Genomic DNA, 24,056 nt, shown 5'->3' with positions numbered 1-24,056 from the left:
AATTTCGTCCCTACATTCTATTCGGCCGTAACAGGTGCTACAGGCTAGCTGTAGCACCTAATTGGCTTAATTTTCTTCCAACTCGATGTTGATACCCAATGAGCGGATTTCTTTCAACAATACATTGAACGATTCTGGCATACCTGGTTCCATTTTATGGTTACCATCAACGATGTTTTTATACATCTTAGTACGACCGTTCACGTCATCCGACTTCACTGTTAGCATTTCTTGTAGTGTGTAAGCAGCACCGTAAGCTTCAAGTGCCCATACTTCCATCTCACCGAAACGCTGGCCACCGAACTGTGCTTTACCACCCAGCGGCTGCTGAGTAACAAGGCTGTAAGAACCAGTTGAACGCGCATGCATCTTGTCATCAACTAAGTGATTTAGTTTCAGCATGTACATGTAACCTACAGTTACTTGACGTTCGAACTGATCGCCAGTACGGCCATCATAAAGTGTAACCTGACCACTACGTGGGTAGCCACCTAGCTCAAGCATGTCTTTGATTTCGCTTTCTTTCGCGCCATCAAATGCAGGAGTAGCAATTGGTAAACCACCTTTTAAGTTTTCAGCTAAACGACGGATTTCGTCATCAGAGAAGCTAGCAATATCGACAACCTGACGAGATTCACCGATCTCATAAGCTTGCTTGATGAATTCACGCAGCTCATGTAGCTCACGTTGTTCTTTCATCATTTCTTCAATACGCTCACCAATACCACGTGCAGCTAGACCCATATGTGTTTCTAGGATCTGACCGATGTTCATACGTGATGGTACACCCAGTGGGTTAAGTACGATATCAACAGTACGACCTTTGTCATCGTATGGCATATCTTCTACTGGTACGATAGTCGAGATAACACCTTTGTTACCGTGACGACCCGCCATTTTATCACCTGGTTGAATACGACGTTTAACAGCTAGGTATACTTTAACAATCTTAAGTACGCCTGGTGCTAAGTCATCACCTTGGGTAATTTTACGACGTTTGTTTTCAAACTTCTTATCGTATTCAGCTTTAAGCTCATCATACTGGGCTGCTAGTTGCTCAAGTTCAGCTTGCTTGTCTTCTTCAGCAAGGCTTTGAGTAAGTAGTTTCTCAGCATTTAGTGATGCTAATCTTTCTTCGTCTTGACCGGCTGCAATAAGTAACTTACGAGCACGATCTAACACGCCTGCTTCAAGAATACGGAATTCTTCATTAAAGTCTTTTTTCGCATCACGAAGTTGCATTTCTTCAACTTCTAGCGCGCGCTTGTCTTTTTCAACACCGTCACGGGTGAAAACTTGCACGTCAATTACAGTACCAGTTACAGAGTTTGGTACACGTAATGAGCTGTCTTTAACGTCAGACGCTTTCTCACCGAAGATCGCACGTAGTAGCTTCTCTTCAGGAGTTAATTGCGTTTCGCCTTTCGGAGTCACTTTACCTACTAGAATATCGCCGCCTTTAACTTCAGCACCGATATAAACAACGCCTGATTCATCAAGCTTGCCTAGTGCAGATTCACCCACATTCGGGATATCTGCTGTGATTTCTTCTGGACCTAACTTAGTATCACGGGCAACACACTGTAGTTCTTGAATGTGGATAGTCGTTAGACGATCTTCTTCAACTACGCGCTCTGATAGTAGGATTGAATCCTCGAAGTTATAACCGTTCCATGGCATGAATGCCACGCGCAGGTTTTGACCAAGGGCTAAGTCACCTAAGTCAGTCGAAGGACCATCTGCTAACACGTCACCACGAGTAACCGGTTCGCCAACCATACAAGTTGGTTTTTGGTTAATACATGTATTTTGGTTAGAACGTGTGTATTTGGTTAAGTTGTAGATGTCGATGCCCGCTTCACCAGGGATGCGTTCTTCTTCATGTACATTAACAACGATGCGACTTGCGTCAGCATACATTACTTCACCACCACGTTTTGCAACAATCGTTACACCAGAATCTTTCGCTAGTGTTAACTCAATACCTGTACCTACTAACGGTTTGTCCGCTTTCAATGTTGGTACTGCTTGACGTTGCATGTTTGAACCCATCAATGCACGGTTAGCATCATCGTGTTCTAGGAACGGGATAAGTGCTGCCGCTACAGAGATCACCTGTTGTGGTGATACATCCATATATTGCTGGTCCATGCGACCCATAAAGGTTGATTCACCTTTGTGACGACATGGAATTAATTCATCTACAAACTCATTGTTTTCAGTTAAGTTTGAGTTCGCCTGTGCGATAACAAACTGACCTTCTTCAATGGCTGATAAGTAATCAACTTCATCAGTTACAACACCATCTACCACTTTGCGGTAAGGTGTTTCTAAGAAACCGTAGTCATTTGTACGTGCGTACGTAGACAATGAGTTAATTAGACCGATGTTTGGACCCTCAGGCGTCTCGATTGGACATACGCGACCATAGTGAGTTACGTGAACGTCACGTACTTCGAAGCCAGCGCGCTCACGAGTAAGACCACCCGGCCCTAATGCAGAAATACGACGCTTATGCGTTACTTCTGATAGCGGGTTATTTTGGTCCATAAACTGTGATAACTGAGATGAGCCAAAGAACTCTTTAACCGCTGCCGAAATAGGCTTAGCGTTAATAAGATCTTGTGGCATGATCGCATCTAGGTCACCTAAGCTTAAACGCTCACGTACAGCACGTTCAACACGTACTAGACCTACACGGAACTGATTCTCAGCCATTTCGCCAACACTACGGATACGACGGTTACCTAAGTGATCGATATCATCAACTTCACCTTGACCGTTACGAATAGCAATAAGTACTTTCATAACAGACACGATGTCGTCTTTGCTTAATGTGCCTGGGCCTGTGTCAGTGTCATAACCAACACGGCTATTGAACTTCATACGACCTACAGTAGATAAGTCATAACGTTCTTCAGAGAAGAACAAGTTCTCAAATAAGGCTTCAGCCGCGTCTTTCGTCGGTGGCTCGCCTGGGCGCATCATGCGATAAATTTCTACTAGTGCTTCTAAGCGGTTAGTGCTTGAATCGATACGTAAGGTATCTGAAATGTATGCACCACTGTCCACTTCATTGATATATAACGTATCAATTTTAGTGTGACCTGCTTTAACCAATTCAGCCATTAACTCTAGAGTTAATTCATCATTTGCGTTAGCGATGATCTCACCCGTTGACTCATCAACGTAGTTTTTCGCAACAACGCGACCAATGATGTACTCATGTGGTACTTCTAAATTGTTGATGCCTTTTTTCTCAATGCTCTTGATATGGCGCGCAGTTACACGACGGCCTTTTTCAACTAGCACTTCACCGTCTTCACCTTTAATATCAAAGGCAGCGGTTTCACCACGTAAACGTGAAGGCACAAGTTCCATAAGAACTTTACCGTCAGTTACTTCAAACGCAGTGGTTTCGAAGAAGATGTCTAAGATCTCTTCTGTCGTGTACTCAAGTGCACGCAGCATGATTGACGCCGGTAATTTACGACGGCGATCGATACGTACATACAAGTTATCTTTTGCATCAAACTCAAAATCTAACCATGAACCACGGTATGGGATAACACGTGCATTATAAAGCACTTTACCTGATGAGTGAGTTTTACCGCGGTCGTTATCAAAGAATACACCAGGGCTACGGTGTAGCTGAGAAACGATAACACGCTCTGTACCATTGATTACAAAAGTACCGGTATCGGTCATGAGCGGAATTTCGCCCATGTAAACTTCTTGCTCTTTAATGTCTTTAACTGTGCCTGGAGCTTCTTTGTCCATCACTACAAGGCGCAATTTTACGCGAAGTGGAGCAGAATAAGTCACACCGCGAATTTGACATTCTTTTACATCGAAAACTGGCTCACCAATACGATAACTTACGTATTGAAGCTCAGAATTTCCCGAGTAGCTTTTGATTGGAAACACAGAACGGAAGGCAGCTTCCAAACCATGATCGCCATCAGCGTCCGGCACTAAGAATTTTTTAAACGATTCTAACTGCGTTGACAGTAAGAAAGGTATATCCAAAACTTGTGGACGTTTACCAAAATCCTTACGGATACGTTTCTTTTCAGAATAAGAGTAAGCCATGGGGTTCCTCAGCTTGCTGATCTTTGACCCGACCTGTTCTTGTAAGAACAGACTTAACTGGCATCTAAGCCAAGATTGTACAACATTTAATTGTTGTTCCGATAAACTCTCACCTTAACACTAGCAAACTATAAAGCGTTGAAAGTAAAGAGAAAACCAGATTTTATTTGCGCGATAGGAATACATCGCTCTATAGCGCAAAAAGGCCGGTGATTATATAATCACCAGCCCTTGCCTGATTGCTCAGGCAGCGAACCTAGCGTGAGCTAGATTACTTAACCTCAACTTCAGCACCAGCTTCAGTAAGTTCTTTTGCAAGTGCTTCAGCTTCTTCTTTAGATACACCTTCTTTAACAGGTGTAGGAGCAGCTTCAACAAGCGCTTTCGCTTCTTTAAGGCCTAGGCCAGTTGCGCCACGTACAGCTTTGATTGCCGCAACCTTGTTAGCGCCAGCGCCAGTAAGGATTACGTCAAATTCAGTTTTCTCTTCAGCAGCTTCAGCAGCAGGACCTGCTACCATAGCAGCTGCAGCAGTTACGCCGAATTTTTCTTCCATTGCTTCAACAAGAGCAACAACGTCCATTACTGACATTTCAGCAATTGCGTCAAGGATTTGGTCTTTAGTTACAGACATTACAAATTTCCTAATAATTAACGGACTCTAGGTCCAAAAAAATTTTACACCGAAAGGTTGATTAAACAGCTTAAAATTAAGCAGCTTGCTCAGCTTTCTGTACACGTACTGCTTCAATTGTTTTACACAATTTGCCAGCAGACGCTTCTTTCATAGCGCTCATTAAGCGTGCAACAGCTTCGTCGTATGTAGGTAGAGTTGCAAGCATAGCTGCATCTACTACATTGCCTTCAAAAGCGGCCGTTTTAAGCTCAAATTTCTCGTTCTTTTTTGCAAAAGCAGAAAAGATACGTGCAGCAGCACCTGGGTGCTCTGATGAGAAAGCGATTAAGCTTGGACCAACAAATGAATCAGAAAGGCACTCAAACTGTGTTCCTTCAAGAGCACGTTTTGCTAGAGTGTTACGGACAACTTTCATCCAAACACCATTTGCACGAGCTTCTTTACGAAGGGCAGTGATTGCGCCAACTGTTACACCACGAGAATCTGCAACAACTGCAGATAGAGCACCATTGGCTGCTTCGTTGACTTCAGCAACAATTGCTTTTTTGCCTTGAAGATTTAAAGCCATGGGTGTTACTCCTGGTTTAATGGGGTTACCGACATTCGGTTTCCCTGTTCTACTCTTCCCTATCAAACAAGATAGAGATGCTTTTTACGGCGAGAGCCAGAAGGATTAGGAAAAATCTATCTGGGGATTCACACCGTCTACGTAGGTTAATATTAAGGCCGAAGCCACCTACGGTCTTGGACGGAAGCCCAATTTATCGCTTTACCCGAAGGCGCACCGAAATTATGGACTTCAACCCGAATTCTTTACTTGTCGAAAAATTAAATTTTTCAACAAAATGGCGCAAGATTATAGTACAAATTTCACGCCATGTAAACACTCAATTAAACAACAGCAGTGCTTAAAGTGCTTTGGTCAACAGATACACCTGCGCCCATTGTTGTAGAGATGGTTACTTTCTTCACGTAAACACCTTTTGCTTGTGAAGGTTTAGCCTTCTTAAGCGCAACAATAAGAGCTTCAAGGTTTTGTTGAAGTTGCTCAGCTGTGAAATCAACCTTACCAATAGTAGTATGGATGATACCATTTTTGTCATTGCGGTAACGCACTTGACCAGCTTTTGCATTTTTAACTGCTTCTGCAACGTTAGGTGTTACAGTACCAGTTTTAGGGTTTGGCATTAGACCACGTGGACCTAAGATTTGACCTAGTTGACCAACAACACGCATAGCGTCTGGTGATGCAACAACAACGTCAAAGTTCATCTCGCCTTTTTTAACTAATTCAGCAAGATCTTCCATACCTACTAATTCAGCACCGGCTTCTTTCGCAGCTTCTGCGTTAGCGCCTTGTGTGAATACTGCAACGCGAACGTCACGACCAGTACCGTTTGGTAGTACAGTTGCACCACGAACGTTTTGGTCAGATTTACGAGCATCAATACCAAGGTTAACAGCAACGTCAACACTTTCTACGAATTTAGCTGTCGCTAACTCTTTTAAAAGAGCAACTGCTTCGTTGATTTCGTAATCTTTAGTCGTTTCCACTTTTTCGCGGATAGTACGCATACGTTTAGTTAATTTAGCCATTATCTTAGTCCTCTACGTTCAAGCCCATCGCACGCGCAGAACCTGCGATAGTGCGAACCGCAGCTTCTAAATCAGAAGCTGTAAGGTCAGGTTTTTTAGTCTCAACGATCTCTTCAAGTTGAGCACGTGTTACTGTGCCTACTTTTTCAGTGTTAGGACGGCCTGAACCAGATTTGATACCTGCAGCTTTCTTAAGTAAGTAAGCAGCCGGTGGCGTTTTCATGTCGAACGTAAATGAACGGTCGCCGTAAACAGAGATCACTACAGGAACTGGAGCGCCTTTTTCGATAGATTCTGTACGTGCGTTGAACGCTTTACAGAATTCCATGATGTTTACACCGTGTTGACCTAGTGCTGGACCTACTGGAGGACTAGGGTTAGCCATACCAGCAGCAACTTGTAGCTTGATTAGAGCTTCAACTTTCTTAGCCATTATAAATACCTCATTAGGTGGGTCTTAGCCTTGTGCGCGCGAGGACGCGTACTCTAACGGCTTCCCAGTTTAAAAATTGGTTTCTCACTTTCTGTAAGCAAATCAAGAAACTCTTGCTCTGAATACAAAAAGGCCGCTGATTATAAGTTAATCAGCGGCCTTTATCAAGCTTTATACCAAAACATTAAAACATTTGGTATAAACCATTTAATTTAATTAGCGATCTTGCTCAACTTGACCGAATTCAAGTTCAACTGGAGTTGAACGACCAAAAATAAGTACCGATACTTTTACGCGGCTCTTTTCATAGTCAACGGCTTCAACCACACCGCTAAAGTCAGCAAATGGGCCATCAACAACGCGTACCACTTCACCTGGCTCAAACAATGTTGCAGGTTTAGGCGCTTCAGCATTTTCTTGTAAACGGTTCAGGATACGATCTGCTTCTTTAGAGCTAATAGGTGCTGGACGATCAGACGTGCCACCAATAAAGCCCATTACACGTGCAGTGCTGTTCACTAAGTGCCAGCTTGCATCGTTCATATCCATTTGGATAAGCACATAACCTGGGAAGAACTTACGCTCAGATTTACGCTTTTGACCTGCGCGCATCTCAACCACTTCTTCAGTAGGCACTAATACTTCACCAAAACTATCTTCCAAACCTTCGATCTTGATATGCTCAAGAATAGTCTGTGCAACACGCTTCTCATAACCTGAGAAAGCCTGTACTACGTACCAACGTAGTTTCTTTTCGTTGTTCTCATCCGACATGGGATCAGATCTCCAATCCAGTTAAAAAGCCTACTGCGCGGAATAATATACCATCTAATCCCCAAAGGATAAGTGCCATAATCGCAGTTGCAACCATTACAATAAATGTCGTATGGGTAGTTTCTTGGCGCGTTGGCCACACTACTTTACGTACTTCGATGCGTGCTTCTTTTGCAAAAGCAAGAAAGGTACGCCCTTTTTCAGTTTGTGATGCAATGCCTAAACCAGCAGCCACCGCAACCACAACACCAATAGCACGGAGTAACACAGATTGATCTGCGTACATGTAGTTTCCAACTACTGCGCCTGCAAGTAGCGCAATTGCTACAAGCCACTTTACTGAATCCATCGCACTTGATGGCGTTTCTACATTCGTGCTCATAATATTATTACCTTAACTACAGACACAACAACCCTACACTATGGCAGGGTTAATCCATTAAAATCCAAACTTAAAAACAGACTTATTTAAACCGATTTTTAACCCTAGACTTTACCCACTAACAGGAAAATTGGCAGGGGCGGAGAGATTCGAACTCCCAACCGTCGGTTTTGGAGACCGCTGTTCTACCAATTGGAACTACGCCCCTGCAAAGTGGATGCCTATTATACTTACGCAATTCATTAACACAAGTGTAAAAGATACCCAGAAGTCAAAATCTCACCACTGGATTGAAAAATCCACCTTAACATTGATTAAAAAGCAGTTTATGATTGTTTCAATTAAAGGGATTTTAACATTTATCAGGAACGTAGTGCCTACAATAAAAACAAGCATCTATATCGCCCTTTTAGGGTTTATTGGGTTATTGCACAGTCAAGCTTTTGCCCTATCACTGCATTTGGATTCATTTTCTAATGAGCAAGGTTTAACGCAAAATTCGATTACTTGTAGCGTTACTGATGCACGAGGGTTTCACTGGTTTGCTACTCAAAGTGGCCTTAATCGCTTTGATGGCTATGAGTTTAAACGCTTTAAGTCACATCCTACCCAGCCAAGTATAGCTGGGAATTGGATCACAGACTGCCTTAAAACAAGCGATAACTTGCTGTGGTTTGCCACCGCCACACAGGGGCTGAACGCACTAAATACTGAAACAGGTGTATTTACCCAGTTTGATCAAAATAGTGCACTTGCAATAAAAGATAACCGCATTTGGTCAATCCTAGCAGATCAACAGAATAATATTTGGTTAGGCCATGAAGAAGGGTCTTTAACCCGTTTAAACCTGATAAACAATGAAGTTGAGTATTTTCAATACACACAGCATGGTAATCTTATTTTTCAGGATATGGTCATTGATACGCAGCAAAATTTATGGCTTGCGAGTAACCAAGGTCTCGTTAAATTTAATCCAGCAACTGGGCAGTTTAGTTACTTCCCAACAAGTAAAAAGCAACTATGGCGCCTTAAGCTAACTACACAAGGGCAATTGCTGATTGCTAGTAAAACAGGTCTGAGTATATTTGATCTCCATAAAGAGCACTTTACTGAGGTCACGCAACTGACCAATATATGGATCAGTGATATCTTAATTGATGATAATAATAATTTATGGCTAAGCAGTTATGGCCATGGTTTGTACTATAACCCTAACTATCAGACTAAACTTAACGACTTTACTCAGCTTAAGCATCAGCCACAACAACGCCATGGCCTTGTTAATGACCACCTACTCTCCTTGTATCAAGATACTCAGGGCATTATTTGGATTGGAAGTGATGGCTATGGTTTACAACGCTATGATCCTCGTCAAAATCAGTTTCATCATCAACAACATCATGACGAGCAAGCCACAACTATTAGCCACAACTTTGTGCGTGCCTTACTCAAGGATAGCCAAGGGCAATTATGGGTCGGTACTCGTAATGGCTTAAATCGACAAACCGAAGACGGTTTTGTGCGTTATCTGATCAACAACAGTAATCTCACTAATAACAATATCTTTAGTCTCCATCAAGATAACCAACAACGCATATGGATTGGCACCTACGGTGGTGGACTTCTGCGTTATAATCACGATAGCGATGACTTTACAGCATTTACGGTGCAAAGCCACCAGCTCAGCAGCGACTATATCTACGCGATCACCAGTGATCAAAGCGGTAATTTATGGCTAGGTAGTAACCAAGGATTAAGCCGGTTTAACCCCAGTAATTACGCCGTAACGCATTTTCAACATTCGGAACAATCGTTAAGCCTATCGAATAATATTGTATTTAGCCTAATTTACGACACTCAAGCCAATGCGATTTGGGCTGGTACCCGCGTGGGTTTAAACAAACTCTCGCTAGATAACTACCAATTTAGCCACTACCAAGCTGAGCCAACAAAAGCTAACAGCTTAACTCACAACATGGTCACAGCTTTGCATTTGCAAGATGAAAATACCCTATGGGTGGGAACATTCGGGGGCTTAAACAAATTCGATAAAGTCAGCGGTACAATAACTCCCATCACTGAACATAATGGCCTGCTCAATGATAATATCTTTGCTATTAAACAAGATAAGACAGGCCAGTTATGGTTGGCAAGCAATCAAGGTTTGACTCGTTATGAGCCAAACTCTAATAGTATGCAGCACTTTTTACCCCGAGATGGAGTACAACATAATTCATTTATCCTTGGAGCCGCTTTTCAGGCAGCAGATGGCGAGCTACTCTTTGGTGGGATCAACGGCTTTAATCAGTTCGATCCGCTCAAGCTGCAACTAGCCGCAAAGACTCCTGAACCAGTATTAACTGAGTTACTGATTAACAACCAAGTTATTAGCACAGCACAATATACCAAACACCAATCTCATACTGCCCCCATGATGAGCTACACTAAAACACTACGCTTTAATAAAAGTGATGGCGTAATTGGTTTTAAATTCGCAGCGCTTAATAGCCCTTCCGCACCTCAACAATATCAATATGCCTATAAACTGGCAGGCTTTGATAAACAATTTCTTTATACTGATGCCCAACAACGGCAGATAAATTATCCACAATTGCCCGCGGGAGATTATCAACTAAAGCTAAAAGTAAAAGATCAATATGGCCTGTGGAGCAAAACCAGCACGCTAGTTGCACTAACAGTGGTACCACCTTGGTGGCAAAGCCAATTTGCAATTGCTGTTTATTGTATCGTCACTGTGCTTATCATCTGGTTGATTGTCGCCTCGCTATATCGTGCTAAACTTGCTGAGCAGAGCAGCCAACAAGCCCAACAGCTAAATCGTTTAAAGAGCCAGTTCTTAGATAATATTAGCCATGAGTTAAAAACGCCATTGAGCCTAATTTTAGCCCCACTGGAAAGCCTACAACTTCAACATCAAGATCACGCAAGCTCTACACAGCTGTCGATGATCAAACGAAACAGCCTGCGTTTACTTAGCTTAATTAATCAACTACTGCAGCTAAGCCAACGTCCCAGCACTGCCATTCAGTATGTTTCCCCCTACCCACTGGCATCATTTATAGAGCAATTGGTAGCCGATTTCAGTGTCTTGTTTGAGCAAAAAGGTATTCAATTAACATTTACGGATCTCACTTCCCAAGACTGCCTAATTATCCTAGCACCAGAACATACAACTTCTATTATAAGTAATTTAATCAACAATGCCTTGAAATACACACACTCTGGTGGGCGAGTTGAGGTGAGTTTATCAGTGCAGAATACACATGCTGTGATCATGATTACTGATACAGGTATCGGCATTGAAAAGCATCAACAACACTTAATTTTTGAACGTTTTACTCGTGTTACAACCCAACAAAGCGGCAGCGGTATTGGCTTAGCTTTAGTGAAGCAGCTATTAGCGCAATATGGAGGAGAGATCTCACTAACCAGCACAATCGGTGAAGGTAGCTGCTTTAGTGTCACACTCCCTTTAGTAACCGCTGAGCATAAGAGCGTCTCACAGCCGGTAGCTTTAAGTAACAACAACGACATAAACAAAATGAAAAAGCTGTTGATTGTTGAAGATCACACTGACATGCGCGAACTATTACTTACTTTATTTGCTGAGCATTATCATTGTTTAACGGCTATTGACGGAGAGCAAGGGTTAGCCATGTGTCAAACTGAGATGCCAGACTTAGTGATCAGCGATGTCATGATGCCTTGTATGGATGGCTACCAATTACTTAATACACTACGAACCAACAATCTGACTAGCCATATACCGGTATTATTACTCTCAGCTAAAGCCGATACCCAAAGTAGACTCAAGGGCCTTGATCTACTTGCCGATGACTTTTTAAGTAAACCATTTGAGCCCCAATTACTACTTAGCCGAGTACAAGGATTACTCAATATTCGCGCTGTACTTAATCGCCATTTAGCAAAACAACTAGCAGCCCATACCCCAACTTTAGAGCTAGATCCACAGCTTACCCAAAGTAAAGATTATCTGTTTACCGAACGACTAAAAACGGTGATCCGCGGCAACTACCATAACGACACATTTACTATCGAGGAATTTGCCGCTGAGTTATACCTCAGCCCCCGAGCCTTACAGCTAAAAATGAAAGCGCTCTACAACTTAACCCCCAGTGATTACATTCGTAACACCCGCATAGAATATGCCGAGCAATTACTGACTGATAGTGAGCTGGCGATTGGTTTGGTTGCCGAGCAAGTCGGCTTTAGTTCACAAAGTTACTTTGCTCGCTGCTTTAAAACTAAGCATGGCATCTCGCCAAAGCAATTTAGAGAAAAGAGCTGTCGCAATGTCAAAGTTTCGCCTGTGTGACCAAAGTGTTCGTTTCAGTACTACTTTTAACTTTATGATTTCTTTAAATTAACTTTAAAACAATTTGTAAAATATAAAACCCTACAGTTTTAATTTGGCATAGTAATTAAGGAAAATCATATGTTCACAACAACCAAAAAAGCACTGCTTGCAACCCTTATTGCAGGGAGCCTCAGTGCTTGTCAAAGTACTTCAACACAAGTGACCTCAAACCAAGACTCGCCAAATATTAACGACGTTGCTCAGCAGCAATACAATGGCCCAAAAGCACGTATTGCAGTGGCACGCTTTACTGACAAATCAAACGACTCGCGTTGGTGGCGTAAAGAAATTGGCGATGGCATGGCTGATCAACTCACTACCGCCTTAGTGGGAACTAATCGCTTTATTGTACTGGAACGCCAAGCATTAGATGCCGTGTTATCAGAGCAAGATTTAGCCGTATCAGGGCGTGTCAGCGCAGCTTCTGGTGCCGCTTATGGTGAAATTGAAGGTGCTGAAATCGTTGTAGTTGCAGCTGTGACAGAATTTGACGATGACAGCTCAGGTGCAAGTATGGGTTCAGGTGGCTTTATTGGTGATGTGTTTAGTTCTGTATCTGCGGGCTTTTCAGGCTCACATATGGCGATTGATTTACGCCTAATAGACACTCGCACTTCACGTATTTTAGCCGCAACCAGTGTCGAGGGCGGTAGTAAAGACTTTGACTTCACCAGTGCCGCTACCAACTTTGGTGGTGCGCTTGTTGGGGGTAACTTAAGCGGCTGGTCAGATACCCCAAAAGAGAAAGCACTCAGAGAAGTGATCATCAAAGCAGTTGAGTTTTTACAAACAAAGGTACCTGACACTTACTACCGCTACAACAGTAATAACACTTTAGCCGCTGGATACACTGCGCCACCACCACTGACGATTAGCGCAGCCGCAACACCTAAAGCTGTTGCCCCCGTTGCTGCTGTTGATGTACCCACACATAGAATGCCGCATTATGAAAAAATGGATCTAGCTATGTCACGCATGAATCTAGTTTGTTTAGGGTATTTAAAAAGCCAACCGCATTACGAAGAATTTGAGACTGAAGATGTTGCCTATGACCGTCAAACCGTCATTGCTCTGCGTGAATATCAACAAGAAAAACAATTAAAAGTAACCGGCCTTGCTGATGAGGTAACAAAAAATCCTTAGATGATAGCCAGTGCTTAGCTAAAACAAATAAATCTGGCTTAGAAAGCTTAGGCAGTATGTTTAACTTTTAGAGCACTTGCTCTGACTCCAACTTGCAGCCAGTTTTATACTGGCTGCTATTTTCAGCTTACAGTAACTGTAATATGTCACTTTGGTAAAGTCACACAGCAAGCAAATTTGCTCAGATGGATGTTCTGCAGGTATCACCATCCACTGTAGTGCATTTTCAAAATCAGCTTTGTGCCAAAAAACAATTTAGCCGCATCATGCTCCAGCCGTAACTTTTCTAATTCACTCTGACGCGTCATTGAGTACCGTATAAACGTCAGTAAGTAAGCTTGAGGCGCCAAACCTAAAAGTCGTAGGTTGTAAATACTGCTCACCCATTAAATCGTGAGCTAAACGTAAGTAATTACTTGCATCAGATACTGTTTTAACCCCACCTGCGGCTTTAAAACCCACCACTTGTGATGATTGCTTAATGGTACTCAACATGATCTCTGTAGCTTCAAGAGTTGCATTTATAGCAACCTTTCCTGTACTGGTTTTTACAAAGTCAGCACCGCCGGCAATGGCCAGTTCTGTCGCTTGTTTAATCAATTCAGGGGTTTTTAACTCTCCCGACTCAATAATGACTTTAAGTTGTACATGTTCAGGGCAAAGCTCTTTAGATGCGCGTACATAATGCAGTGCTGTATCTGCATCACCATCAATCAATGCTTGATATGGCATTACTAAATCAATTTCATCAGCACCACGCTCAATCGCAATTAAGGTCTCGTTTACAACATTATTTAACGGGTTATTGCCCGTGGGAAAGTTAGTCACAGTGGCCACCTTTACGAAACTCAGCTCACGCTGTGCTAGAGCCAATTTAGCATCAGCAACAAACTGGCTGTACACACACACCGCCGCGGGAATACCTACGTTTGGCTCAATACTAGTGATCAAAGCCTGAATACTGGCTGTGGTATCGTCATCATTTAAACTGGTTAAATCCATTAATTTTACTGCTAGTGTCGCAGCGTCTAATTGTGTTGTCATAAAATCACCAAATCAGGTCAGGTATGAGTAATAGTACCAAAAATAGCAAATCTCGCTATAGCTAATAACCAAACACTCTAAGCTAACAAACGGCCCTCTATATAGCTTGCAACTCGTCGCAATCCCCTGTTAACTAAGGCTTAAGCCAAACCTAACCACCACATATAACATTTGGTTATATCAACTGGGTTTTAATTATTTTTTACTTCGCTTGCACCGCTATATTCTGCGTTTGTTGAAAAAGCATTTATGCTGCGATTTTTCTCTAGGGGTCTACTACATGCAATATTTACCTATTTTTACTAAGCTCGACAACAAACCTGTATTAGTTGTGGGTGGGGGAGATGTTGCGTTACGTAAATGTCGTGCATTTTTAAAAGCACGCGCTGCGGTAACGTTAGTAGCACCTGAATTCTGTGATGAGCTAAATACTTTAGCCAATAATAACGAAGTTACGTTGATCACGGATTACTTTAACGAACAGCACCTAGACGGCATGATGCTGGTAATTGCAGCAACCGATCTGGAAGATGTAAACGCGCAAGTGTTTGAATTAGCTAATGCGCGCAATGTTTTTGTTAACGTGGTTGATGACCAACCCAAATGCAGCTTTATTTTTCCATCCATTGTTGATCGCAACCCAATCACTATTGCGATCTCCAGTTCTGGTACAGCACCAGTACTAGCACGACGCTTACGCGAAAAATTAGAAACACTTATTCCACAGCACATCGGTCCGCTTGCTAGTTTAGTAGGCAGCTTTCGCGAAAAGGTAAAACAACGCTTTACACATTTTTCAGACCGTCGTCAGTTTTGGGAAACCGTATTTGATTCATCGGTAGTAAGTAAAGTGCAAAGTGGCGATACCACAGCCGCAGCACAGCAGCTTGAACAACTACTGGATGCGAAACCTGAGCCTGAAGGCGAAGTGTATGTGATTGGTGCAGGCCCTGGAGACCCTGAGTTGTTAACACTAAAAGCATTGCAATTAATGCAACAAGCTGATGTCGTAGTATACGACTATTTAGTTTCTGATGAAATTATGGAGCTTGTTCGCCGTGATGCCGACTTAGTGTGTGTTGGTAAACGTTTAGGTGATCACAGTGTGCCGCAAGAAGATACCAATCAAATGCTGGTCGATTTTGCCAAACAAGGTAAAAAAGTATGCCGTATTAAAGGGGGTGACCCATTCATTTACGGCCGTGGCGGCGAAGAAGTACAAGTGCTTGCAGCTAACCAAGTGAACTATCAGATAGTCCCAGGTATTACTGCAGCTGCAGGTTGCAGTGCCTATGCGGGTATTCCACTTACGCATCGTGACCATGCACAAGCAATACAGTTTGTCACCGGCCATTGTAAAAAAGACGGCCAAGAACTCGATTGGCAATCACTGGCTAAGCCAAACCAAACTTTAGCAATTTATATGGGGGTGATTAAATCCCCTCACATCCAAGCGCAGTTACTTAAACATGGCCGTGGTGCAGATACGCCAGTGGCAATTATTGAAAACGGCACGCGTAAAAACCAACGCGTAGTAACTGGGCAATTAGGTGAGCTGGCTGATTTAATCGAACGCCACAGCATTATTTCACCAGCATTATTAATTATTGGTGAAGTTGCGTCATTACATGAACAACTTCATTGGTTTGGCGAAAAAGCCCAAACCAGCAGCTTTGCACAACCCCTTACTGGTGTGGCATAGCTGTAAACTATTTAGATTTTAACTTTTAATCATTTTAGTAGGACGACTAACAATGGCTTTAACTCACCTTCAGCAATTAGAAGCTGAAAGTATCAAAATCATGCGCGAAGTTGCTGCTGAGTTTGAGAACCCAGTTATGCTTTACTCTATCGGTAAAGACTCATCGGTACTTTTACACTTAGCGCGTAAAGCGTTTTACCCAGGTAAAATTCCATTTCCACTGCTTCACGTTGATACCAACTGGAAGTTTAAAGAAATGATCGAATTTCGTGATCGCCTAGCCAAAGAGTATGGTTTTGACTTAATCGTCCATAAAAATCCTGAAGGTTTAGCGATTAATATCAGCCCATTTACCCATGGCTCTGGTAAGCACACCGACATTATGAAAACTCAAGGCTTAAAACAAGCTCTTGATAAGTATGGCTTTGACGCTGCATTTGGTGGTGCGCGCCGTGATGAAGAAAAATCACGAGCAAAAGAGCGTGTTTACTCGTTCCGAGATAAACACCACCGCTGGGATCCAAAAAACCAACGTCCTGAGCTTTGGAATACCTATAACAGCCAAGTTAACCCAGGCGAAAGCATTCGTGTATTCCCGCTTTCTAACTGGACTGAACTTGATATTTGGCAATATATCTATCAAGAAAACATTGACATGGTTCCGCTTTATTTAGCTAAAGAGCGCCCAGTGGTTGAACGTGACGGCACCTTGATTATGGTTGACGATGAACGTATGCCACTTGCTGATGGCGAAGTACCCATGATGAAGTCAGTGCGTTTTCGTACTTTAGGTTGTTACCCGCTTACTGGTGCGGTGGAATCAACAGCCAGTTCACTGACTGAGATTATCGAAGAAATGCTGCTATCGACTTCATCAGAGCGTGAAGGCCGAGTGATTGACCATGATTCAGCAGGTTCAATGGAAAAGAAAAAACGTGAGGGCTATTTCTAATGTCTACCAATACTAACGATACAATTAATGAAGTAAGAGCAATTGGCATCGACGCCTACCTTGCTCGCCAACAAGATAAAAGCCTGTTACGTATGTTGACCTGTGGTAGTGTGGATGATGGTAAATCAACCCTGATTGGCCGCCTATTACATGACAGTCACCAGATTTATGAAGATCAATTAGCGGCATTACACAAAGATAACGAAAAAGTAGGTAACGCTGGTGAAGAGCTAGATTTAGCGCTACTGGTTGACGGCCTCCAAGCCGAACGTGAGCAAGGCATCACGATTGACGTAGCGTACCGTTATTTTTCAACAGCAAAACGTAAGTTTATTATTGCTGATACCCCAGGGCACGAGCAATACACCCGCAACATGGTAACTGGCGCATCCACCAGTGACGTGGCTATCATTCTTGTTGATGCGCGTTATGGCGTACAAGTACAAACTAAACGCCATAGCTTTATTTGTGACTCTTTAGGCATTAAACAATTTGTTGTAGCAATCAATAAAATGGATATCGTTGATTTTGACGAAACTGTTTATGAGCGCATTAAAGCAGATTACCTAAAATTTGCCGAGCAACTTAACGTAGCTAACATTAAGTTTGTACCTATGTCGGCACTTAAAGGTGATAACGTAGTAACACGCTCTGAGCACACGCCGTATTACACTGACAAACCACTGCTTGAGTTATTAGAAGACTCGCCAGCGGCAGAAACAGACACAGGCTTTGAAGCGCGTTTTCCTGTGCAATATGTAGTGCGCCCTAACCTGAACTTCCGTGGTTTCCAAGGTACATTAACCTCAGGAAAGTTACGTGTAGGCGATGCTGTAAAAGTATTACCATCAGGCAAAACATCAAGCATCAAAGAGATCGTAACCTTTGATGGGAACTTAGACACAGTCGAAGCTGGCCAAGCAGTAACCTTAACGCTTAACACTGAAATTGATATTAGCCGAGGGGACGTCATTGTACCTGCTGAGTCAACCGCAACAGTTACAAACCAAGTACAAGCAAAACTTGTATGGATGCATGAAGCACCATTGGTGTTAGGTAAAAGCTACAACTTTAAGTTAGGTAGTAAAAACACCTCAGCGATCGTGAAAAAGATTGATCACACTATCGATGTGAACACCCTTGAGCACGGCAGTGCAGATAGCCTACAGCTAAACGAAATCGCGATTGTAACTTTAGAGTTGACCGAAACTATTTTGGCTGATGCTTATCACAACAATCACGAAACCGGTGCTTTCATTTTGATCGACCGTTTATCTAACTTAACGGTTGCTGCGGGTATGATTGAAACTGTACTTGCTAAGCAAGAACAAACAAGTAACTTTAGTGAGTTTGAAGTTGAATTTAATGCCTTAGTACGCAAGCACTTTCCTCATTGGCAAGCGCTTGATATCTCAAAGCTTAAATAATCAACTTTGCCTGTTAAGGACGTATAAAGCATGTATCAACAGCTAGTATTAACAGGCATAATGCTAACTTTAGTCGGGTGCCTTTTTGGTACACGACTAAAGCCAGCATGGCTTTTTGTTGGCGCAATTGGCACCGCTTATCTTGGTGGCTTAATCGAGCTTGAAGATATGTTGATCAACTACGCTAACCCATCACTGATCACCTTAGTACTTTTAGTGTTGGTTTCTATCGCGGTTGAAAAAACCACGCTAGTACAAAAGCTTGCCCAATCATTATCAAAAGGAAGCTTAACCAGCTCAGTAACAAAGCTTGGGCTTTCTACTGCCTTTTTATCATCATTTACTAACAATACAGCGGTTGTCGCATCGCTTATTACCGCGATTAAAGACAGCCCTACACATTCCCCCTCTAAGCTACTATTACCGCTGTCGTATACCGCTATTTTAGGTGGCACAATTACCTTAATTGGTACCTCAACTAATTTAATCGTCAACGGTTTTGCCGTTGATGCAGGCATGGCACCACTGGGCTTTTTCGACTTTACCTTAGTTGGCTTAGGCGCATTAAGTGTGGGCCTTATTACTATTTTGGTGATGCTAAAATACTTACCTGACAACGGTAAAAACGACCAAGAAGTCGTGCCTTTCTACCTCGAAGGTAAAGTAGAGCCAGGCTCAAAACTGATAGGCAAAAGCGTTGAAGAAAATGGCCTGCGCGAGCTTAAAGATTTATTCCTCGCTGAAATTCTTCGTGGCGACAGGCGTATTTGTGCGGTAACTCCGCAACAAGTGATAAAGTCTGGCGATATATTATTGTTTGTTGGCGACATCAAATCAGTGCCACTGCTCACCCGCTTTGACGGTTTAAAAGTCGTCCATGATAAACACGAAAAAGACGTAGAACACCTTGTTGAAGTAGTAGTAAGCCAATCGTCAAAGTTTATTGGCAAAACAGTCAAAGAAATTCGCTTTCGCGAACAGTTTCATGCTGCCGTTATTGCCATTCGTCGCGGCCACGACCGCTTACAAGGTGGATTAGGTAAAGTACAATTACAAGCTGGCGATTCGCTGATCCTCGCCCCCGGTAAAGATTTTTATAATTTACCTAACCTAAAGCGTGAATTTGTGTATATCTCTGGGCTTGATTTACAAACTCATTTAGCGCCGAAACAGTCAAACTTAGTACTTGCCAGTTTTGCGGGTGTACTCGCGCTTAGTATTTTCAGCATCGTGCCTTTAGTTAAGGGCCTATTAGTATTACTAATTGCTTTAATGCTTACTGGTACTATTAAGCTCAGTGAAGTAAAACGTCGCTTTCCGATAGAGTTACTCGCAGTGGTAGGTAGCGCCATTGGCCTTGCTAAACTGATGATAGGCACCGGCCTTGCGGGGCAAATATCCAGCGCGATGTTTTATGTGTTGGGTGACTTTGGCCCCTACGGGGCATTTATCGCTATTTTTGTGATGACCGTAATGTTTACCGAGCTGATCACTAATAACGCAGCTGCGGCATTATCATTCCCTGTCGCCTATGCATTAGCGATTGGTTTTAATGTTGATCCACTACCATTTATTATGGCGGTGGCGTTTGGTGCATCAGCGAGCTTTATCTCCCCGTTCGGTTATCAAACTAACTTAATGGTATATAGCGCCGGCAACTATCGCTTAAAAGATTATGTATTAATGGGTTTACCGCTTTCTATTATTTATTCAATAACGGTATTAACCCTTATTCCGCTGGTGTTTCCTTTTTAAGCCAGCGCTACTTAGTATTTGATAAGAGAGTTTTACAATGGATGAGAACATTGTTTGGCATAATTATGCCATTACTAAAGCACAGCGTAGCGAGCAAAAAAGTCACAAGCCAGCAATTTTATGGTTTACTGGTTTTTCAGGCTCAGGTAAAAGCACCGTTGCTAACGCATTAGAAAGCGCACTTAATCAGCAAGGCATCCATACTTACCTGCTTGATGGCGACAACGTACGCCATGGCTTGTGTAAAGATTTAGGCTTTAGTGACGAAGACCGGATTGAGAATATCCGTCGTGTGGGTGAAACCGCTAAACTAATGGTCGATGCGGGGCTTTTGGTGCTCACCGCATTTATTTCCCCCTTCCGTGCCGAACGCGATATGGTAAGAGGCTTGGTCGACGAGAGTGAATTTATCGAAGTGTTTTTAGACACCCCACTGGACGTATGCGAAAGCCGCGATCCAAAAGGCTTGTATAAAAAAGCCCGTGCTGGTGAAATAAAGCACTTCACTGGTATTGATTCAGACTATCAAATACCTCATTCACCAGAAATAATTTTAGATACCAGCAAAAACACCCTAGACCAATCGGTGCAAGAGCTGATAGCGTATCTAAAGCAACAGCAAATAATCAAAGGTTAAGTCATGAACCAAACGGAACTGCTCGAAGAAATATTGATCCTCGCCCGCCAAGCTGGCAGCGCCATTATGGGGATTTACGAAAAGGATTTTAACGTTGAATACAAAGCCGATGAAAGCCCAGTAACCGACGCCGATCTAGCAGCTCATAAAGTGATTGCCAATGGCCTAGCCCACTTAACTCCAGACATCCCAGTACTCAGTGAAGAAAGCGCGAATATTAGCTGGGATGTACGAAAAACTTGGACCCGCTACTGGTTAGTCGATCCAATTGACGGCACCAAAGAGTTCATTAAAAAGAACGGTGAGTTTACCGTCAACATCGCGTTAATTGAAAATGGCAAACCCATATTAGCCGTAGTAGACGCTCCTGCCTTAGGCGTATCTTACCTCGCAAGCGACGCCATCGGCGCCTTTAAAGACCGCGGCGATGAGCGCATCGAACTTAAAGTAACAACTAAAGCTAACAAAGGGTTAATTCGTGTTGTCGGCAGCCGCTCGCACCCTTCCCCTGATCTAGCCGAGTTTGTAAAACAATTTGATGACGTTGAAATGGTCTCCAAAGGTAGTTCTCTCAAATTATGTTTAGTCGCCGAAGGTAGTGCCGATATTTACCCACGCCTCGGCCCAACCTGCGAATGGGATACGGGTGCCGGCCATGCGATTGCCGAAATCGCTGGCGCAAAAGTTACTAAACTCGACGGCAGCCCGCTGTTATACAACACCAAAGATGAATACTTAAACCCGTATTTTGTAGTTTCAGCACTGGAAGAATAAGAGCTTTCAGCTGTAAGCTATCAGCCGTCAGTTAAAGAGCAGACCGGCGTTAAATTTATCATCGTAGGCTGGGTTGAGCGATGCGAAACCCAGCATGTTTAAGCCATAAGCTGTAGAGCTTAAAGCGGTAAGTTATAAGCCAGCACTGCACTGAGGTCTGGTATTTCCGCTCTTTTGTAGGTCGGGATTTATCCCGTCACATTTTCAGGCTAAAGCCTGACCTACAAGACATAAAAGCATCCCCCCTTAGGAGTTGGCTTCAGCCACGAAAAATCCTGCTCTGCATTCTATTTGAAAAAACGAATTTCACCACAGAGAACACCGAGGCGCTTCGCGCTGCACAAAAGTCTGGTATTTCCGTTCTTTTGTAGGTCGGGATTTATCCCGAAAAGGACTGACAAGCAAGTCAACGTTAAATTGACCATTACAGAGTTAATTGAGTATCACAAAATCAGCCGACATAAACAGTAAGCTAAACTTCCCACCGGAGGCTTTAGTTACGAAAATATTCCTCTATCTAAAAAGCCGCTCGTAAAATCAGCATCTGTGCTTTAACATTCGTGATTCAATTAATTGATTCTATGGAATAAGTAATGACGACTATCGAAAGTGCGATTGATTCAGCCTACCAAGCACAGATTAAAAATCTCTATAATGCGCTAAGCCAAGGTGTATTGGCAGCAAATGGCGATGCAGATGCTATTTGTGCTGCAGAAGCAAGTTTTAAAAAAGGTCTAATCTTTGCTGCTGATATTAGAGCCCGCGCTATGGCTGCAATAGCATAATCTAAAAGCCCTGTAAGTTTGCACCTACAGGGCTTTTATTTGATCTAACTAAATACTCGATAGCGACTCACTAAGCAACAAAACCATAGATCAAAGCGGCCACTGCTAATAAGCCTACCACCAATACAAACAAAGAACTCATGCCACGGTACTGCTTTAATGCTGGCACTTTATATACCGCAATCATCGGCATGATAAATAATATCATCGCAATAATTGGCCCCGATAGTTGATCCATCATATCTAAGATACTTGGGTTTTTAACGGCACAAAACCAAATAGCAAAGAACATGATAGCTACACCAATTTTATCAGCGCTTTTCATCGACAAGCTTGTTTGTTTAGTCACCAACCCATTAAAGCTTTCTCGCGCACCTAAAAAATGACCTAAGAAAGATGAGGTAATAGCAATAAATGCAACCAAAGGACCAAAGGTAGCAATAAACGAGTTATCTGTGACATTAGCTAAGTAAGACAATATTGACACGTTCTGTGCTTTTGCTTGCAGCATTTGCTCTGGTGTTAAAGATAGTACACACGAAAATACAAATAGCAGCACAAATACAATTAACAACAAGCTAGTACGCTTTAGAATCGCCTCAGACTTAGCTGTCGCTTGATCGCCATAGTGACTTCGTTGCACATTTACAAAGCTTGAGATCGCCGCTGCGTGGCTAAATGAGAACACAATAATAGGGATTGACAGCCACAATGTTTTACTAAAGCCTGTAAACTCAGGAAAGGCCATATTGGGCACTTGCCAACTAGGGATCAAGTACAACGATAAGAACAATAAAATTCCTACTAAGGGATACACTAAAATTGCAAAAGCACGAAGCATCAATCGCTCACCGCCAAGCATGAGGCTAATCATACCAGCAACTAACACACCAGAAAGTAGTACTCGAGAAGGTGATTCCATACCAAGCTGATTAACAATAAAGCTATCAACGGTATTGGTTAAACCTACACCATAGATCAATAAAATCGGAAAGATTGATAAGAAGTACAAAAGAGAAATTAATCGACCCGCATTAGCACCAAAGTGCTCTTCGACCACATCAGTAAAATCCGCATCTTTATTTTTTGATGACAGCACAAAACGCGCTAAGCCACGGTGGGCTAAAAATGTCATCGGCAACGCCATGCACGCTAAAATGATCAGCGGCCAAAAACCACCGATACCAATATTGATAGGTAAAAATAAAATACCCGCACCAACGGCGGTCCCAAAAAGACTTAATACCCATTGGGTATCATGAAAATTCCATTTCGATTTACTTGTTGTCGATGCGTCAAACTGCGTAGCATCTGTGGAAGAGTTCATGCACTTAACCTATTAGTATAATAATTTGGCCAGAGCATATAGAAGTTAACCCACTATTGCAGTTTTTGGCGATGTATTTAAGTAAAAAATATAGCTTAATTTGTAATTACTCGGTTACTTACTGTCATGAATTTGAAACGGTCATAAAATGAAAGTTCACTCACAAATAGAGGAAATTAGTTTCGAGTTTCGAGTTT

Annotated in this window: 17 protein-coding genes, 1 tRNA gene and 1 pseudogene; 9 read left to right on the top strand and 10 right to left on the bottom strand. The window is 42.6% G+C overall.

Features of this window, described 5'->3' with window-relative positions:
- Positions 1-66: 66 nt before the first annotated feature.
- The 8 genes from rpoB to CWB85_RS07425 all read right to left on the bottom strand — a co-directional run bounded on the left by rpoB (position 67) and on the right by CWB85_RS07425 (position 8,122).
- Positions 67-4,092, bottom strand: a complete 4,026-nt coding sequence (gene rpoB / locus CWB85_RS07460) for a DNA-directed RNA polymerase subunit beta (protein WP_016710548.1) — start codon at positions 4,090-4,092, stop codon at positions 67-69.
- A 271-nt stretch (positions 4,093-4,363) separates the two neighbouring features.
- The gene (rplL, locus tag CWB85_RS07455) at positions 4,364-4,726 is read right to left on the bottom strand and encodes a 50S ribosomal protein L7/L12 (protein WP_016710549.1); all 363 of its coding nucleotides are present in this window, start codon (positions 4,724-4,726) and stop codon (positions 4,364-4,366) included.
- A 76-nt stretch (positions 4,727-4,802) separates the two neighbouring features.
- Entirely contained in the window at positions 4,803-5,297 is a 495-nt protein-coding gene (rplJ, locus tag CWB85_RS07450; protein WP_016710550.1) for a 50S ribosomal protein L10, read from the bottom strand.
- A 323-nt stretch (positions 5,298-5,620) separates the two neighbouring features.
- Positions 5,621-6,325 (bottom strand): 50S ribosomal protein L1, encoded by a 705-nt coding sequence (gene rplA, locus CWB85_RS07445; protein WP_016710552.1) that lies wholly within the window; start codon positions 6,323-6,325, stop codon positions 5,621-5,623.
- Positions 6,326-6,329: 4 nt separating this feature from the next.
- Complete coding sequence (rplK, locus tag CWB85_RS07440) at positions 6,330-6,758, bottom strand: 50S ribosomal protein L11 (protein WP_008108462.1); 429 nt, start codon at positions 6,756-6,758, stop codon at positions 6,330-6,332.
- Between the two features lie 216 nt (positions 6,759-6,974).
- Positions 6,975-7,532: a transcription termination/antitermination protein NusG gene (gene nusG, locus CWB85_RS07435; protein WP_016710554.1), complete on the bottom strand. Its 558-nt coding sequence runs from the start codon at positions 7,530-7,532 to the stop codon at positions 6,975-6,977.
- Between the two features lie 4 nt (positions 7,533-7,536).
- Positions 7,537-7,914 (bottom strand): preprotein translocase subunit SecE, encoded by a 378-nt coding sequence (secE, locus tag CWB85_RS07430; RefSeq protein WP_016710555.1) that lies wholly within the window; start codon positions 7,912-7,914, stop codon positions 7,537-7,539.
- A 131-nt stretch (positions 7,915-8,045) separates the two neighbouring features.
- Positions 8,046-8,122, bottom strand: a tRNA-Trp gene (locus tag CWB85_RS07425).
- 165 nt (positions 8,123-8,287) lie between these two features.
- On the opposite strand from CWB85_RS07425, the gene CWB85_RS07420 reads away from it, so the two are divergent.
- Together CWB85_RS07420 and CWB85_RS07415 are read left to right on the top strand one after the other, a co-directional pair.
- Entirely contained in the window at positions 8,288-12,271 is a 3,984-nt protein-coding gene (locus CWB85_RS07420) for a hybrid sensor histidine kinase/response regulator transcription factor (RefSeq protein WP_029216293.1), read from the top strand.
- A gap of 120 nt (positions 12,272-12,391) precedes the next feature.
- Positions 12,392-13,527: pseudogene (locus tag CWB85_RS07415) on the top strand (CsgG/HfaB family protein).
- Between the two features lie 220 nt (positions 13,528-13,747).
- On the opposite strand, the gene deoC reads toward CWB85_RS07415, so the two are convergent.
- Positions 13,748-14,500 (bottom strand): deoxyribose-phosphate aldolase, encoded by a 753-nt coding sequence (gene deoC, locus CWB85_RS07410; protein WP_016710558.1) that lies wholly within the window; start codon positions 14,498-14,500, stop codon positions 13,748-13,750.
- Between the two features lie 280 nt (positions 14,501-14,780).
- On the opposite strand from deoC, the gene cysG reads away from it, so the two are divergent.
- The 7 genes from cysG (at position 14,781) to CWB85_RS07375 (ending at position 22,532) form a co-directional block, all read left to right on the top strand.
- Positions 14,781-16,202 carry a siroheme synthase CysG gene (gene cysG / locus CWB85_RS07405; protein WP_138554554.1) on the top strand — a complete coding sequence of 474 codons (1,422 nt, stop codon included), beginning with the start codon at positions 14,781-14,783 and terminating at the stop codon, positions 16,200-16,202.
- 52 nt (positions 16,203-16,254) lie between these two features.
- Positions 16,255-17,154, top strand: a complete 900-nt coding sequence (gene cysD / locus CWB85_RS07400; protein WP_016710560.1) for a sulfate adenylyltransferase subunit CysD — start codon at positions 16,255-16,257, stop codon at positions 17,152-17,154.
- Complete coding sequence (cysN, locus tag CWB85_RS07395; RefSeq protein ID WP_016710561.1) at positions 17,154-18,581, top strand: sulfate adenylyltransferase subunit CysN; 1,428 nt, start codon at positions 17,154-17,156, stop codon at positions 18,579-18,581. Before cysD ends, cysN begins: the two co-directional genes overlap by 1 nt.
- Positions 18,582-18,611: 30 nt before the next feature.
- Positions 18,612-20,336, top strand: a complete 1,725-nt coding sequence (locus tag CWB85_RS07390) for an SLC13 family permease (protein WP_016710562.1) — start codon at positions 18,612-18,614, stop codon at positions 20,334-20,336.
- A 37-nt stretch (positions 20,337-20,373) separates the two neighbouring features.
- Complete coding sequence (gene cysC, locus CWB85_RS07385) at positions 20,374-20,973, top strand: adenylyl-sulfate kinase (RefSeq protein ID WP_016710563.1); 600 nt, start codon at positions 20,374-20,376, stop codon at positions 20,971-20,973.
- A 3-nt stretch (positions 20,974-20,976) separates the two neighbouring features.
- Complete coding sequence (gene cysQ / locus CWB85_RS07380; RefSeq protein WP_016710564.1) at positions 20,977-21,747, top strand: 3'(2'),5'-bisphosphate nucleotidase CysQ; 771 nt, start codon at positions 20,977-20,979, stop codon at positions 21,745-21,747.
- Positions 21,748-22,340: 593 nt separating this feature from the next.
- Complete coding sequence (locus tag CWB85_RS07375; protein WP_016710565.1) at positions 22,341-22,532, top strand: hypothetical protein; 192 nt, start codon at positions 22,341-22,343, stop codon at positions 22,530-22,532.
- Between the two features lie 70 nt (positions 22,533-22,602).
- Here CWB85_RS07375 and CWB85_RS07370 read toward each other — a convergent pair whose 3' ends face one another.
- Complete coding sequence (locus CWB85_RS07370; protein ID WP_138554553.1) at positions 22,603-23,859, bottom strand: aromatic amino acid transport family protein; 1,257 nt, start codon at positions 23,857-23,859, stop codon at positions 22,603-22,605.
- Positions 23,860-24,056 lie beyond the last annotated feature (197 nt).

The sequence above is a fragment of the Pseudoalteromonas sp. S1727 genome (genome assembly GCF_005886375.1).
Lineage (GTDB): Bacteria > Pseudomonadota > Gammaproteobacteria > Enterobacterales > Alteromonadaceae > Pseudoalteromonas > Pseudoalteromonas haloplanktis.
Note: the sequence above shows the minus strand (reverse complement) of the source record. Positions and strands in the feature narration are given on the sequence as shown.

Coding starts and splice junctions, on each gene's coding strand:
- rpoB (WP_016710548.1), bottom strand. CDS start 4,092: ATGGCTTACTCTTATTCTGAAAAGAAACGTATCCGTAAGGATTTTGGT.
- rplL (WP_016710549.1), bottom strand. CDS start 4,726: ATGTCTGTAACTAAAGACCAAATCCTTGACGCAATTGCTGAAATGTCA.
- rplJ (WP_016710550.1), bottom strand. CDS start 5,297: ATGGCTTTAAATCTTCAAGGCAAAAAAGCAATTGTTGCTGAAGTCAAC.
- rplA (WP_016710552.1), bottom strand. CDS start 6,325: ATGGCTAAATTAACTAAACGTATGCGTACTATCCGCGAAAAAGTGGAA.
- rplK (WP_008108462.1), bottom strand. CDS start 6,758: ATGGCTAAGAAAGTTGAAGCTCTAATCAAGCTACAAGTTGCTGCTGGT.
- nusG (WP_016710554.1), bottom strand. CDS start 7,532: ATGTCGGATGAGAACAACGAAAAGAAACTACGTTGGTACGTAGTACAG.
- secE (WP_016710555.1), bottom strand. CDS start 7,914: ATGAGCACGAATGTAGAAACGCCATCAAGTGCGATGGATTCAGTAAAG.
- deoC (WP_016710558.1), bottom strand. CDS start 14,500: ATGACAACACAATTAGACGCTGCGACACTAGCAGTAAAATTAATGGAT.
- cysG (WP_138554554.1), top strand. CDS start 14,781: ATGCAATATTTACCTATTTTTACTAAGCTCGACAACAAACCTGTATTA.
- cysD (WP_016710560.1), top strand. CDS start 16,255: ATGGCTTTAACTCACCTTCAGCAATTAGAAGCTGAAAGTATCAAAATC.
- cysN (WP_016710561.1), top strand. CDS start 17,154: ATGTCTACCAATACTAACGATACAATTAATGAAGTAAGAGCAATTGGC.
- CWB85_RS07390 (WP_016710562.1), top strand. CDS start 18,612: ATGTATCAACAGCTAGTATTAACAGGCATAATGCTAACTTTAGTCGGG.
- cysC (WP_016710563.1), top strand. CDS start 20,374: ATGGATGAGAACATTGTTTGGCATAATTATGCCATTACTAAAGCACAG.
- cysQ (WP_016710564.1), top strand. CDS start 20,977: ATGAACCAAACGGAACTGCTCGAAGAAATATTGATCCTCGCCCGCCAA.
- CWB85_RS07375 (WP_016710565.1), top strand. CDS start 22,341: ATGACGACTATCGAAAGTGCGATTGATTCAGCCTACCAAGCACAGATT.
- CWB85_RS07370 (WP_138554553.1), bottom strand. CDS start 23,859: ATGAACTCTTCCACAGATGCTACGCAGTTTGACGCATCGACAACAAGT.